Source organism: Calditrichia bacterium (assembly GCA_020634975.1).
Classification (GTDB): domain Bacteria; phylum Calditrichota; class Calditrichia; order RBG-13-44-9; family J075; genus JACKAQ01.
In genome coordinates this window covers 1944262-1959609 of the sequence record JACKAQ010000001.1, presented here as the reverse complement: position 1 = coordinate 1959609, position 15348 = coordinate 1944262, and the positions used below count along the sequence as shown (strand labels likewise).

General features: G+C 47.3%; 10 protein-coding genes, 1 tRNA gene and 2 pseudogenes. 11 read left to right on the top strand and 2 right to left on the bottom strand.

Annotated elements, in window-relative coordinates; translation table 11 throughout:
- Window positions 1–482: 482 nt before the first annotated feature.
- From H6629_07925 to H6629_07915, 3 genes and pseudogenes are all read left to right on the top strand, one after another.
- Window positions 483–845, top strand: a pseudogene (locus H6629_07925) (hypothetical protein).
- A gap of 267 nt (window positions 846–1112) precedes the next feature.
- A pseudogene (locus H6629_07920) lies at window positions 1113–1421 on the top strand (hypothetical protein).
- A 207-nt stretch (window positions 1422–1628) separates the two neighbouring features.
- A complete protein-coding gene (locus H6629_07915) occupies window positions 1629–2978 on the top strand; it encodes a caspase family protein (protein ID MCB9067719.1) in 1350 nt (449 codons plus the stop codon).
- A gap of 19 nt (window positions 2979–2997) precedes the next feature.
- On the opposite strand, the gene H6629_07910 is transcribed toward H6629_07915, so the two are convergent.
- On the bottom strand, window positions 2998–5007 hold the full coding sequence (locus tag H6629_07910; protein ID MCB9067718.1) for a chloride channel protein: 2010 nt from the start codon (window positions 5005–5007) through the stop codon (window positions 2998–3000).
- Window positions 5008–5414: 407 nt separating this feature from the next.
- A tRNA-Arg gene (locus H6629_07905) sits at window positions 5415–5488 on the bottom strand.
- A 628-nt stretch (window positions 5489–6116) separates the two neighbouring features.
- Here H6629_07905 and H6629_07900 point away from each other — a divergent pair.
- From H6629_07900 to H6629_07865, 8 genes are all read left to right on the top strand, one after another.
- On the top strand, window positions 6117–7040 hold the full coding sequence (locus tag H6629_07900; GenBank protein MCB9067717.1) for an ABC transporter permease: 924 nt from the start codon (window positions 6117–6119) through the stop codon (window positions 7038–7040).
- Window positions 7041–7844: an ABC transporter permease gene (locus tag H6629_07895; protein MCB9067716.1), complete on the top strand. Its 804-nt coding sequence runs from the start codon at window positions 7041–7043 to the stop codon at window positions 7842–7844.
- Window positions 7841–8665 (top strand): ABC transporter ATP-binding protein, encoded by an 825-nt coding sequence (locus H6629_07890; protein ID MCB9067715.1) that lies wholly within the window; start codon window positions 7841–7843, stop codon window positions 8663–8665. Before H6629_07895 ends, H6629_07890 begins: the two co-directional genes overlap by 4 nt.
- A gap of 28 nt (window positions 8666–8693) precedes the next feature.
- The gene (locus H6629_07885) at window positions 8694–10283 is read left to right on the top strand and encodes a hypothetical protein (protein MCB9067714.1); all 1590 of its coding nucleotides are present in this window, start codon (window positions 8694–8696) and stop codon (window positions 10281–10283) included.
- Between the two features lie 39 nt (window positions 10284–10322).
- A complete protein-coding gene (locus H6629_07880; protein ID MCB9067713.1) occupies window positions 10323–11726 on the top strand; it encodes a sigma-54-dependent Fis family transcriptional regulator in 1404 nt (467 codons plus the stop codon).
- A 222-nt stretch (window positions 11727–11948) separates the two neighbouring features.
- Entirely contained in the window at window positions 11949–12536 is a 588-nt protein-coding gene (locus H6629_07875) for a hypothetical protein (GenBank protein MCB9067712.1), read from the top strand.
- Window positions 12537–12595: 59 nt separating this feature from the next.
- Window positions 12596–13834 (top strand): tetratricopeptide repeat protein, encoded by a 1239-nt coding sequence (locus H6629_07870; GenBank protein MCB9067711.1) that lies wholly within the window; start codon window positions 12596–12598, stop codon window positions 13832–13834.
- Between the two features lie 219 nt (window positions 13835–14053).
- Window positions 14054–15304, top strand: a complete 1251-nt coding sequence (locus H6629_07865; GenBank protein MCB9067710.1) for a glycosyltransferase — start codon at window positions 14054–14056, stop codon at window positions 15302–15304.
- The last annotated feature ends 44 nt before the right edge of the window (window positions 15305–15348 follow it).

Genomic DNA, 15348 nt, shown 5'->3' with positions numbered 1-15348 from the left:
CCGGAAATGTTACCAGTTGGAACAACGAAGGCCAGCAGGTAACCACCTTTAATATTTTGATGAACCAGCAGAAAGATCAGGAAGGCGTTGCCGGATTGAAAGCGCTGCGCAGCATCGCTACCGGCTCGGAAAATCCCTTTGCCAAATCCTGGGGCGATCAGGTTCGCAGCATCGATTTGAGCAGCGACGGCACCTATCTCGCAGTTGCCCGTGCCGATAAAACCGTGGCCATCTGGAGCGTTTTAAACGCTGGCGAAGCTTACGTTTTTAAAGGACACAGCGGAACCGTGAATATTGCGAAGTTCAGTAAAAACATGGAATTATTGGTGACAGGTAGCGCCGATAATACCGCACTTATCTGGAATCTTTCGGCTGTAAAAGAGAAATCTCAAAAAAGCAAAGGCGGAATGTTTTCGCTCAAACGATTGGCGTCTGTCGTTGCGGGTACGCCGACATTTGAGCCCGATGATTCCGGGTTAGCCCTGAAATTGATTGGGCATTCCGCAGCCATCCGCACATTGGATATCAGCCCGGACGGGCGCTACATCGCGACCGCCAGCGAGGACAACACCACGCGATTGTGGGATGCCGCCAGCGGCCGGGAAATCAACCGTTTCGACGGGCATTCCGCCGGTGTGGACAATGTGCTGTCCGTGCCGAGCTCCACATTTTTGATCGCATCCGGGAAAAACAGTTCGGATCATTCCGCAAAAATCTGGGATTTGTCCGCCGGTCGCCTGAAAGGCAGTTTTTCCGGACACGATGCGGGTATCCGCGATGCAACACTCAGCGCAGACGGGAAACTGCTGCTCACCGGCAGCTCGGATAACGTCGCCAAAATCTGGCAGGTTGACTCCGGAAAAAACCTGCAAACGCTCTCCGGGCACGAAGGTCGCCGGTTTGACTGGCTCAAAAAGCTCGACGAATCATGGACGCGCAAATTCGGCGGCACGGATTTGAGCGTTTTCCAGCAAGGCGTCGGTTTTGTGGCGCTGAGCGCAGACGGAAAAACAGCCGTGACGCGCGGTGAAGACGGCAACGCCATCGTTTGGGATGCCCAAACCGGGCAGGAATTGCTGCGTTTCCAACCGAACCGGCTGGATTTTACGGCGATGGCCATCAGCCGAAACGGGCAATTTATCGCCATTGGCGGCGCATCGCATTGCAGCATTTGGGATGTAAATACCGGTGCCGAAATCCGCAAGTTTAAAAATGCAACAGCGTTTTCACTGGCGATTGATGCGCGGGATGAGCGGATCATTACCGGCGGAAACGGCAGCGCAACCGTCTGGCGCATTTCGGACGGCACGCAAGTTCAGCAAATTAGTGGACATAGCGGAAAAATAACGGCAGTGTGCTTCAGCGCGGACGGGCAAACAGTAGTTACCGGCGGCGAGGATGGCAACATCAATTTGTGGGATGCGAATTCCGGCACCCTGCAGCACAGTGCCAACGGACACGAAAGCGGCGTCACATCCGTTGTGTTCAGCGGCGATGGCAAATTCCTGGTTTCCGGCAGCGAAGATGCCACCACCCGGCTTTGGAATCCCGCAACGGGTGAGGAAGTTGTCCGGTTGATCGCCATCGATTCGGACGATTACGTGATCGCGACGCCGGACAATTTTTACATGGCATCGCGCGGTGCATTCAGCGGTGTTTCCTTCCGGACCGGGAATCGCGTGTTCCCGTTTGAGCAATTCGATTTGCGGTTGAATCGCCCGGATATCGTGCTGCAGCGCATCGGTTACACGGATGCAGCGTTGATCGAAGCGTATCACGCCGCATACCTTAAACGATTGAAAAAAATGAACTTCACCGAAGAAATGCTCGGCTCGGATTTGCAGTTGCCGGAAATCGTCTTCGTTTCGGACGATATCCCGTTGTCCACCAAAGACAAAAAATTTTCGTTCAAAGTGAAAGCGACGGATGCCCGTTATCCGTTGGACCGGCTGAATGTATTTGTCAACGATGTGCCGGTTTTCGGCACGCCGGGAATCAGTTTGCAGGGCGCGTCTGCGCAATCTGTCGAGAAAAATATTTCGCTGGAATTGTCGGACGGGGAAAACAAAATCCAGATTTCCGTGCTCAATTCAAAGGGCGTTGAATCGCTGAAAGAAACGATCGCGATTGACTACATCGGCAAAACCGAAAAGCCGGAATTGTATGTTGTCGCCATCGGCGTTTCCGATTATCTCAACGATGAATTTGACCTGAAATATGCCGCCAAAGATGCCACCGATTTAACGAATCTGTTCGTCAGCCAGCCGGAGCGATTCAACAAAATCCACCAAATTCAAATTTTGGATGAAAACGCCACCCGCGAAAATATTCTGGCTGTGCGCGATAAATTGATGCAATCCAATATTGATGACGAAGTGATTCTGTTCATTGCCGGACACGGATTACTGGATGCGCAGCTCAATTATTATTTTGCGACGACGGATATCGATTTTGCCAATCCTGCCGAACGCGGCTTGCCATACGACGCGCTGGAAGGCTTGCTGGACGGCATCCCGGCGCGCAAAAAATTGCTGCTGATGGACACCTGTCACTCCGGCGAGGTCGATCGCGATGAAACGGTGTTGGCAGCCGCAGATGCGACCGAACAGAACGTTATCAGCCGTTCGTTTCGCGGCGCGGTGGCAATCAATATCGGGAAAAAAGTCGGGTTGAAAAATTCATTCCAATTGATGCAGGAGCTGTTCGCAAATCTCAGTCGCGGTTCCGGTGCGATGGTCATTTCCGCTGCCGGCGGCGCGGAATACGCATACGAAGGGCAGGGCACTGCCAACGGCGTGTTCACTTATTCGGTAATCGATGGATTGAAAAACAATGCGGTTGATGCAGATGCGGACGGAAAAATCCGCGTTTCGGAATTGCGCAAATATGTGACCGAACAGGTGCGAAAACTCACCGGCGGCAAACAAACGCCCACATCCCGCCGGGAAAATCAGGTGTTTGATTTCCAGGTGTTTTGAATTGCGGAATGGCGGATCGCTAATACCGGTTTTTGCTTTTGATTTTATCCAACCCCTCTTGTGTTGCCATAATCAGGAGAGAATCGCCCAAACCGAAGCGGTAGTCCGGGCTGGAGGTAATTACTTTTTCTTTCTCTTTATTTGCGGTGTCGTAGTGTTTTTTGATCAGCACAACTTCCACGCCGTAATCTTTGCGTAAGTTTAGTTCTTTCAAGGTTTTATTAACAAATTTTCCGGGCACTTCTATTTCGCATAAAATTTGCCCGTCCATCAATTCCACCTGTTTAAATTTGCGCATCGAACTGATGTAGCCGGAAACAGATGTCACCATGTCCCGCTTAAATACCTGGCGATTGTAAATTTCAATCACATCATTTTTGGATATCGTTCCGATCAACCGCTTTTCATTCTGTTCATCCACCACCGGCAATTGATCGATATTCATTTCGCCAAATGCTTTCATCACGATATCGAGCCGGTCATTTGGCGTAAAATAATGTCGAATAGGCATCAGCAGATCGTGCGCGACCAGAATGTGCTCCAGCGTATCCGATTCATAGATAATTTTGCGAATATCGTGAATCGAAATGACACCCAATAAATGATCATTTTTATCCACAACAAAAAAGTTGGGGTGAGGGCTGCGAACCGTCAAATCCATCAGTTTACGGAACGGTGTGGCGGCGTAAATTCTTTCGAAGTCTGTTTTTACAACCTGCGATGCTTTCAGTGATGACAGTACATTAACCTCTTGCCCCTGAAAAATATTGATTCCCCGGCGCGACAATTTGAGGGTATAAATCGAGTCTTTTTTCAATCGCGATGTAATTAAAACGCTGATAATGCAGGAAATCATCAGCGGTAAAATAATCCGGTAATCGTTGGTTAATTCAAAAATAATCAGGATTGATGTGATGGGCGCATGCATTGCCCCGGCAGCCACAGCGCCCATACCAACCAGCGCATACGCACCCGGCGAAGCGGTAATTGCAGGAAACAACGAATGAACAATGCTGCCAACAAATCCCCCAAGATTTGCCCCGATAAACAACGACGGTGCAAAAACCCCGCCGGACCCGCCGGATCCGATGGTGATCGACGTTGCAGCCACTTTTAGGAATACCATAAACAGCAGAAAATACCACACCGATTGGCTGTTCAGCGCCAGTGTAATAGTATCGTAACCCACGCCAAAAATGTGTGGGTAAAAAATACCAATTCCCCCGATAATGAACCCACCGATAACCGGTTTTATCCATCCCGGGATATTAATTTTCTCAAAAAGATCTTCTGTTTTATAGAGAATATTGATAAAGGCAAGCGCCACCAGCGCCGCCAAAACACCCAAAATGACATATGGAATCATTTCGAAAACGCTGACCAGGCTGTAATGTGGAATGATAAACGCGGAAAAATCGCCCAAAAAATGCCGGGAAATAACCGTAGCTGTTACGGAAGAAACCACGATCGGGCTGAACTGGGAAATACCGAAATCGCTGAGAATTACTTCCATCGCGAAAAGTGCGCCGGCGATAGGTGCATTAAACGTAGCGGCAATACCTGCTGCGGTTCCGCAGGCGACAAATGTGCGCAATCGCGTGCCGGTAACCTTGAACAATTGCCCGATAACCGAACCCAGCGCAGAACCAATTTGCACGATGGGCCCTTCCCGCCCAACCGACCCGCCGGAACCGATACTGACTGCCGAGGCAGCCACTTTCGCAAACATCACCCTCGGGCGTATCGCTCCGGCGCGCAGCACAATTGATTCCATCACTTCCGGCACGCCGTGTCCTTTTGCTTCTCGCGCAAAATAAAACACAATTGGACCGACAATTAATCCACCAACGGCAGGCGCAAAAAATTTTACATACCACGGCAATTGCAGGGCGTAGTCCAATGTATAATCCCATGACCCAAAAAACACTGCCTCGAAAAAACGAATAGCAAAACGGAAAAAAATCGCCCCAAATCCACCCAATACGCCAATCAGCACGGCAACGATGACCATAAATGTATGTTCACTCATCCGGAGTCGCATTAATTCATTGGTAAGATATCGCTGTATGGATTTAAAAAAAGAAGGAAATTGAGTAAAAGTAGACATGACGAACGTTGCTTATTTTTATGAAGTTGTTAAGGATAAACAGAGGTGGGAAAGAAAAATCCCAGATTATCCATTTTAGCCCGCAAAAGGATAAGGATTATCTGCATTAAATGCCATGCTTAATTGAGATAGGGTAAAAGGTTAGGAGAAAAAATTCATACTTAAAACACCCCGCCCAGTAGCAACTGCTGACAACAATGTGACAACACTTTTTCCTTTGTCAGCCAAATTTTTTTCAGATTAAAATCGCATTCCTGACAACAAAAAATCCGATGCTTTGTTGTAGTTAAATGCAGTTTTAATAGTAGTTTACAGCACAAACAATCAAGTGCCCCCTGCAGGATTCGAACCTGCGACCCCCGGATTAGGAATCCGATGCTCTATCCTACTGAGCTAAGGGGGCAACGCAAATTTACTGATAGCCAAAAAATTTAGGCGTTCGCTTTCAGGAAATCAAAGTGAAAATTTAATTTCTGAATTTTATTGCAGTTAGGTAGGGTAAATCGATGCTCTTTCCGAGATTCTGCAAATTAAAAAGCGCTGCCGGAAATGTGAAATTCAAACAGCGCATTCAGTAGAATTTTGGACAAATCGCTACTGGTACAACATATTTCAAACGGTAGTTGTTGAAGAAAGAAAAAAAATCACTCGATGTTTTTTAGCTGTTGTGTTTTCACTGCGAATCACGAATCGTTTTCGTTTACAATCGATATCGTTTCTGTTGAGAAGCTACGTTTCACATAAATAGACGCCAGCAAGCAACACCATTTCATATGATACCTTTTTGGCACGATGTGCAACATCGACCCTCATGTGCAAATTATGCGCTAAAAAAATTCTGCTCATTGCCCCAGAAGTAGTATTTAACCCATGAAACCCCAATTATATTTTTTGGCATTTAATTTGTTGTATATACACATATTTTTGGTTTTATAATATTAGCGCATTTTTGTGTAGTTAACCGTATTCCAAAACAGTAGTTAAATATGAAGTTAAAACGTTTATTCATAAAACTAATCAGTTCACTCATTTTGTTAGCTATTATCAGTGTTGTCAATTTTGGGATGTTCCATTTGTCACCGGGAGACGCCACAAATCGCTATTTTGCCCCTAACACATCCAAACAACAATTAGCTCAAATGCGCAATCAGTTAGGATTGAATAAACCTCTGCCAATTCAATTTGGCATTTGGTGTAAAAAATTAATCCACGGCGATTTGGGTTATTCCTGGTCACAACGTCGCCCTGTTGCTGATGTATTGACATCTGCTATTCCCGCAACCCTGTTGTTAACTGTAACAGCTCTGTTTATTAATTTTTTGGTTGGCGTTGGTTTGGGTATGGTTTCCGGCATCCATTGGGAAAGCCAATGGGGAAAATGGATAGATACTATCGCACTGTTTGTGTATTCCATCCCTGTTTTTGGATTGGGATTACTATCTATCTTGTTGTTTAGTATTAGTTTGGGATGGCTGCCTTCCGGAAGGATGATAGCGTTACAAACCGCCGGAATGTCCGATTGGGAAAAATTGATTGATGGAATACGGCATTTAATATTACCGGCTGCCGTTTTGGGTTTGAGTACGGCTGCTGGAACAGCTCGTTATGTTCGCGGTAATGTGCAACACATCATTCAGCAAAATTATGTTCGGGCAGCTTATGCGAAAGGTTTGCCGGTTAACCACATTTATGTTCGTCATATACTGCGGAATGCAATGCTCCCGGTGATTACCCTACTCGGTTTACATTTGCCGTATTTGCTGAGCGGTGCATTTATCATTGAAGTTGTTTTTGCCTGGCCGGGTATGGGACGCATCACATACGATGCGGTTTTTGCCAAAGATTTTCCTGTTGTAATGGCAATAAACCTGATCGCCGCGATTTTGGTTATTTCGGGAAATTTTTTGGCAGACCTGCTATACAAATGGATTGATCCAAGGGTGGAAATAACATAAATGCAAAAATATAGCAAAAACCGGTCGTTCATTTTTGGCGCAGCGCTGCTGTGCCTGATGCTTTTTGGGGCGATTGCTGCACCTTTGATCAGCTCATTTGACCCGAATGTGCAAACGACGCCCTCCGTAACCCGGTTTCAATCGCCATCGGCGGAACATTGGTTTGGTGCTGATAAATTCGGTCGCGATGTGTTTTCGCGGGTGCTGCACGGCGGGAGGATTTCGTTGTTTATCGCTGCCGTAGTTGTCATTGGCGCGGTTGTCATCGGCGGTAGTTATGGCGCAGTCGCAGGCTATTTTGGCGGCTGGGTGGATGCACTGTTCATGCGAATTGTGGATGCGCTGCTGGCGTTTCCGGTTATTTTTTTGACGGTCACCTGCATGGCGTTGTTTGGCAACGGGTTGTTTTGGCTTGTCGCTGTGCTCATTTTCACGGGATGGATGGATATTGCCCGGCTGGTTCGCGCCGAAGTTCACGCTTTAAAGCAGCAACCGTTCGTTATCAGGGCGCATGCCAGCGGCATTCCTGCGGTGTCCGTAATTTTCCGGCACTTGCTGCCCAACGTCCTGAAAACACTGCAGGCGGCAATTATTTTACGCACTGCAGATATTATTGTGATCGAATCTGCCCTCAGTTTTTTGGGGCTTGGTGTTCAGCCGCCAACCGCCAGTTGGGGCGGAATTATGAGCGACGGCATGAGCGCACTCGGTGATGCCTGGTGGTTATCAGTTTTCCCGGGAATGGCGATTTTCGCTACAACGCTCGGGCTAAACCTCGTTGGTGAAGGGATGAAACGCGCATGAATCCGTTGCTCGACATTCGCTCGCTAACAACTGCTTTTGTCAATAAAAACAACATCTTGACGGCTGTTGATGATATCAGTTTTTCGCTAAACAAAGGCGAAACATTTGCCGTGGTCGGAGAATCCGGTAGTGGCAAAAGTATCACTGCGCTTTCCATTTTGCGGTTAGTTCCCGCTCCCGGAAAAATCATTTCCGGTGAAATCTATTTTAACGATCAACATTTGCTGAATCTTTCCGAAAAGCAGATGCGCAACATTCGCGGCAGGCACATTGGATTGATTTTGCAGGACAGCGGTTCTGCGCTTAACCCGGTGATGAAAGTCGGTGAGCAAATCGCGGAAATTTACCGGCACCACTTTAAATTTGATCGAAAAAAGGCGTTTTCTGCAACGGTGGATTTGTTGGCGAAAGTGAAGCTATCCAACGCCGAATCGCTGTATCATGCATATCCGCACCAACTCAGCGGCGGCATGCGCCAGCGCGTGTTGATTGCCGGGGCAATTGCCTGCAAGCCTGCGCTGGTTATTGCAGACGAACCGACATCGGCGCTGGATGCATCGCTGCAAAGCGAAATTTTGGCGCTGCTCAACGATCTGAAGCGCGAAATGGATCTTTCGCTGCTGCTCATTTCGCACGATCTGGCGATGGTTTCGCAAATAGCCGATCGCGTAGCGGTGATGCAAAATGGCAAAATTGTCGAGCAAAATACGACTGAAAAATTATTCACCGAACCAGAGCATATGTATACAAAAAAACTGCTCAACGCCATCCCCAAAATTGAATTTGGCGTAGTAAACAGCAGTGCAGATAAACAATTGTAAACATTGAAAATATCACATAAGGCATAATATGTTTCACTTCAATAAAATACGCTCAAAAATCCACTTTATCCTTTTTCCTTTATCGCTTATCCTTCTCCTGTCCTGTCAGCAGCGCCCGGTCGAAGATGCGATTTTTATTGGCATTCTCAGCGATTTTGATACGCTAAATGAGCTGAACGCGGCGGATTCTGATGCGCTGCAAGTAATCCAACACATGCTGTTTACCACCCTGACCCGGCTCGACGAAAATCTGGAATTTCAACCCTATCTCGCAGAAAATTGGGCGTTTAGCGAAGATGGCAAAATACTTACCTACTCTCTGCGTGACGACATTCGCTGGAGCGACGGGCAGCCGACCACCGCATGGGATGTGCAATATACCTGGCAATTGGCGATTGATACGGCAGTGGCATATCCGGCGGCCAGCCGTTTTGATCTGGTGGATAGCGTGGTGGTAGAAAACCTGCATGTGGTGCGTTTTCATTTTAAAAAAGCCTATGCGGATGCGCTGTTCGATACCCAAATACCTATTTTGCCCAAACACGTTTTGGCGAAAATTCCCGCTGCGGAAATCGCTACCGCGGCATTCAACCGAAACCCGGTGAGCAACGGTCCGTTCCGGTTGGCATCGTGGAAAGCAAATGATGTTGTAACGTTTCTGGCTAACCCCGAATTCCCAATTCACAAACCGAAAACCAAACAGGTTTCATTTGTTGTTATCCCTAATGAAAACAGTTTGTTAAATCACCTGAAAACCGGCGAAATTGACGTGGTTTCCTCGCTGTCCCCACAGATTTATCAATCGCTGCAAAGCGAAAAAAATATCGTAACCCAGCGATACGATGGACGGGAATTTGCCTTTGTCGGATGGAACAATTCGCATCCGGTGTTGCAAAAGAATGTGCGGTTGGCGCTCAGCAAAGCGATAGATCGACGGGAAATTATCGCCACATTGCTGAACGGATTTGCTGAACCGGCAACCGGCCCGCTGATGCCGTTTGCATGGGCGTATGATGCGACACTCGCGGCAATTCCATTTGATCCGGCAGCAGCCCGCACAGAGTTGGATGCTGCCGGCTGGCGCGACAGTGACGGTGACGGCATCCGTGAAAAAGACGGTCAGCTGCTCACGTTTACAATTTCAGTGAATGCCGGAAATCAACTCCGCAGCGATATCGCGGTGATGCTCCAAGCCCAACTCCGGAACGTCGGCGCAGATGCGCAAATCGAAACGCTGGAATGGCATTTATTCATCGAAAAAGTGTTTGTCCAATCCGATTTCGATGCTGTTGTGTTATCCTGGGATGCGGATTTTTCGGTAAACCCCGCGCCGCTCTGGCATTCGGATGCCATCGAAAACGGCTACAATTTTGTGAAATACCGCAACCCTGCGGTCGATTCGCTGTTGGAATCGGGCAGAAATCTGGCGGACCGGAACGCTTCAAAGCCAATTTGGCGAAAATTTCAGCAAACAATCATTAACGATGCGCCCTACACTTTTTTGTTTATCCCGTCGCAACTGGCGGCGATGGACAACCGCATTCAAAATGCCCAAATGGACGCCCGGGGATTTTTGTGCAACATCGCAAAATGGGAAAAATCAATAACGCGTGAATAGTTTCTATTCAACTACAGCGCAACTAAACCCAATAAAAACATGAATTTTAAAACACTTTATATCGGCGATACGGAAAAGCTTTCACAATTAAAATTGTTGAACAACATTGCCAACCATGCCATGTTTTCATCAAGCCGGAAAGAGAATGCGCTGGCAATAGCAACGCGCGAAAAACCGGATTGGCTGCTCATCGATTTTGATTGTGTAGAATGCGAACCGCTGGATTTTTTGCGGCAAGTGCGATCGGAACTGCCGGATTTAAAAATGATTGGTTTGGCAGAAAATCCCGGCGTAAACCTCATCATGCAAGCCACTCGCAGCGGCATCAATGAATTTGTGCGCATGTCGGATGCATCCCAAAAACTTGCGGATATTTTACGCGATTTGCAACACTCGCAAACGGAGCTGGATCGTGGGCAGGCGTTTCACCGGCGTGTAAAATCGGAGCTGGATTTCAGCAATATTATTGGCGACAGCGAACCGATGCAACGGGTATTCGAGGTGCTTCGCAAGGTTACCCATCGCAAATGGGTGACTGTTTTGGTGCGCGGCGAAACCGGCACAGGAAAAGAACTTATTGCCAAAGCGCTGCACTATCAATGTTTCGAAGATTTTCATCCGTTTGTGGAAATTAACTGCAATGCACTGCCGGAAACGCTATTGGAATCGGAGCTGTTCGGCTATGAAAAAGGAGCATTTACCGACGCCAAAACCCGGAAAATCGGGTTGTTCGAAGCTGCCCAAAACGGTACCATTTTTCTCGATGAAATTGGCGACATTAGCCCTGCCGTGCAGGTGAAACTGCTCAAAGCGTTGGAAGAAAAGAAAATCCGCCGGGTGGGTGGCACAGAAGAAATTCCCATCAACTGCCGCATCATCGCTGCAACCAACAAAGATTTGCAAGCTGCAATTGCCGAAGGCAGCTTCCGCAGCGATTTGTATTACCGGTTAAACGTTGTAACCATCCAATTGCCGCCGCTACGGGATCGCGGCAACGATATCGTGTTAATTGCCAACCATTTTCTGCAACAGTACGCAAAGGAATATGACAGCCCCATTAAAGGATTTTCTGACGACGCAACAACGATGTTGCGCAGCTACGATTGGCCCGGAAACATTCGGGAACTCAGCCATACTATTGAGCGCATCGTGCTGCTCAGCGATGGCGATACCGTTACCAAAACGGCGCTGGCAGAAGCCATCGAATCGGAAACGCCGCTGCTGCTCACGGAAAATCGTACCGGCGCAGATATCGAAATCGATATCCCGGAAAACGGCATCAGTTTTGACGAAATTGAAGCAATCGTCATTCGATCTGTGCTGAAAAAGAATAACTGGAATAAATTGAAAACCAGCCAAATGCTGCGCATCGCACGAACCCGGCTGGATCGCAAAATTGTCAAATACGGCTTGTCGCCGGACGGCCCGGAGGATGCAGAGTGATTCAAAATTATGCCGTTTCGAAAAAGTGTAGCGTTTTGCGCTACAACAGCATTTTTCAAATTTCCAAAGTAGCAAAACGCTACAATCAAATTGAGTTAAATAAAACTTTTAAAAACAATGAGTTATGGCGTTTTTTTATACAAAATATGTGTTGGCACACTAATTGTTTATATACCTGTTAGCTAAGGTGAAACTAAAACAAAACCCACGGGAGATGTAAAAATGAAACAGACAAAATGGATTAAAAAAATAGCGATAGCCGTATTTCTGATATCGGAAATTGCATTTTTCGCAGCTTGCGAAAGTAGCCAGCCATTGGCAATTTCAGAAGCGGATATGAGCGGTAGCACAGAATTATCCAAACGCGGTCGCGGCAGAAGCGGCGAAGAAGACCCGTTTCCGGATTCCGAATTTCTGATGGTTCGCCGTCGTGATGATGCTGAAAACGGTGTCAGCACCGCGATTATCGGTCCAGAGGGTGGAATTTTGTTTCATGCATCCCACCGTTTGGAAGTGCCCGCCGGCGCACTCAGCGAATCGGTTGAAATCTCCATGTCCATGCCTGTTTCTGATACCTTATTGTTTGAATTTGGTCCGCATGGCATCCAATTCAATTTGCCGGTAAAACTGGTGTTGGATTTCAACCACGCATGGACCAGCGATTTGGATGAATCACTGTTTAAGGTTGTGTATATGAATTCGACACCGTTGGGCTGGGAAGCCATTCCCACAACCGTTGACGATGTAACCGAACAATGCATCGGGGAAACAAATCATTTTTCCCGCTATGCCATTCGCAAGTTTCAATAACTTTTGAAAATCAATTAACTGAATTAATATTAATAGTTTAGATCGATTGGAAAATAGTTTTGGCAACAAATAATCGCAAAAAAAACAGCCCTTCAGCTTCCGGCAACTTCCGGACTGAATTTACTCTGTGGCTCAGCGATGCCAAAGCAATTCCGCAATCCATGGAAACCCGTTTGGCTCAATTACAACAATTTGCAGATCAACTGTTAAGCGAAACTCCGGAATCTGACAAACTTGACAGCTTCCGCGAATTCGCAACAACAGTGGTGGATGCGCTTCCTCAGGAAACACCCGAAGATCGCATTAAGCTGCAACTTTGGGTGGGTCATGCTTTTGAGAAAATGGGTGGATGGGATGAAGCGTTGGCCGCATTCCAACGGGTTGCCGATCTGAGCGCAACGGCAAAAGCCGGTGCCAGTTATTCTGAAGCGCATTTGTGGATCGGTCATTTATTATTGATGCAATCCAAAAACAACGAAGCGCTGAAAGCTTATCAGCAAAGCTTGTCTATCGCCCGGAATAGCGGGTTGGTAAAATCGGAAATCGAAGCCCTGAACGGATTGGCATACTATGCATTTGAGCAGGGCGAAATTGCCGATGCAGCATATCGTTGGGAGCAGGCGCTGGAATTGGCCGAAACCGAAAATGATGTTTCGTTGATCGCTAAATTGAAAAACAACCTCGGCACCGCTGCAAATGTTCGCGGAAAATGGGAAACAGCACTCGCGCTATATAGCGAATGTTTGCCGCTTTGCGAAAAAACCGGTGATCTGCGTGGCTTGGCTGAAACACATCACAACATCGGGATGACGTATGCGGATGCCAATCGCCATGCCGATGCCAGCCTGCATTATCAAAAAAGTTTGCAGTTCGCCAAAGAAACCGGCGACATGCGGTTGCAGGCGCTGGTAAAATTGAATCGTGTTGAGTTAACCATCGCCATCGGCGATATGAAATTGGCAGAAGCACTCGCCAAACAGGCGCTCCGTTCATTTCTGGATTTGGATGATAAACTCGGCGAAGCGGATGTTTACAAATTCCTCGGCGTTATTTACAGCTATCGCAGGGAATGGGAAGTCGCAACTGCGCATTTCAAAAAGAGTATCCAACTGACCCGCAAATTTGAAAATCCGCTCGGCGAAGCGGAATCACGCTGGGAATACGCACGGATGTTATTTGAAAAAGGCAGAAAAAGTTCAGCAAAAAAAGAATTCGAATCAGCAATGCAACTATTTCTCAATCTCAATGCAGAAAAAGAAGTAGCCGCCATTCGCGAAGAAATTATCAAATTGAGCTAACAACTAATAGAGGATTAGACGAGGGGATATGTGGTCACAACGCATCGAAGTATTTTCCTAACCCTTGGGTTACCTTAGCTAACAGGTCAATTTTCGAAGCGTTAGAAAAGTTTCAAGAATAGCTGATCGCCCTCGTCTAATCGGCTCTATCGATATAATTCACTAAAATTATTTACATGTTTTTTAAGCTGCACTTATTTTTTGAAAAGGAGCTCAGCGATGACCCGTTATTCCCAAAAACGCATCCTCATCTACTCGCACGATGCCTATGGACTGGGCAATATCCGCCGAATGTTATCCATCTGTGATCAAATAACAAAGTCCAACCCCAACACATCGATCATGCTGCTCACCGGTTCGCCGATGATCCATTCGATGCGCATTCCCCAAAATGTCGATTATGTGAAACTGCCCTGCATCACCCGCGAAAGCACCGAAAAATTTTCTGCAACATACTGGCGGAATATTGATGTCGACAAAATGATTCGCATCCGTTCCGATCTCATTTTGTCTGCTGTGCGCAGCTTTCGCCCGGATTTGATTATCGTTGATAAAAAACCGCTCGGTGTAAAGCGCGAATTGCTGCCCACACTCCGGTTTGTTCGCAACCAATTGCCCCGCACAAAATTGGTGCTTGGGCTGCGCGATATTCTGGACGATCCGAAAGTAACCGTGCCCATTTGGCAATCGCACGACTATTACGGGATGATCGAAAAATATTACGATCAGGTGTGGATTTTCGGGAGCCCGGAGCTGTTCGACGCCGCGGAAGCTTACCAAATGCCGGAAGGTGTGTTGCGAAAAGTTATCTACACCGGTTACCTGTTTAAACCTGCGCTACTTGAAAAAAATCAAATAGTTGACGACCTTTTTCCGGACATGACCAAACCCATGGCGCTAATAATGGTTGGCGGTGGCGGCGATGGTTTTCCGGTGATCAGCGCATACATCAACGGCATTAAAAACGGGCAGCAGAACAGCGCATACAACAGCCTGATTGTCACCGGTCCGGAAATGCCCGCCGTGCGCCGGGAATGGATCCAAAAGGCAACTGCTACAATGAACAACATCCAGGTTTTGGAATACACCAAAAATATAGAAAACTACATCGCAGCAGCAGATGCCGTGGTTTGTATGGGCGGTTACAATACGACCTGCGAAGTGTTGGCTTACGGAAAAAAAGCATTGATTATTCCGCGAGTGGAACCGGTGAGCGAACAACTGATTCGTGCCAGACAACTTCAACATCTGGGCATTGTTGAAATGCTCCATCCGGCAGATTTAACACCTGAGAGCATCATTGACGCTGTGGAACGCACGTTCAATCGACCGGAAAACAACAACAAATTGGCGCACCGGCTGAACCTGAACGGACTGCAAAACATCGGAAAAATGACCCGGGAAATGCTCTACCCCAATCGTTACACGATCAAGCCGTTTCGCTGTGAGATGAACGGGATTTATGCGTAAGGTAAAGAGCAAAATCATGCTGGTGCAGACCCATTGAAAACAAA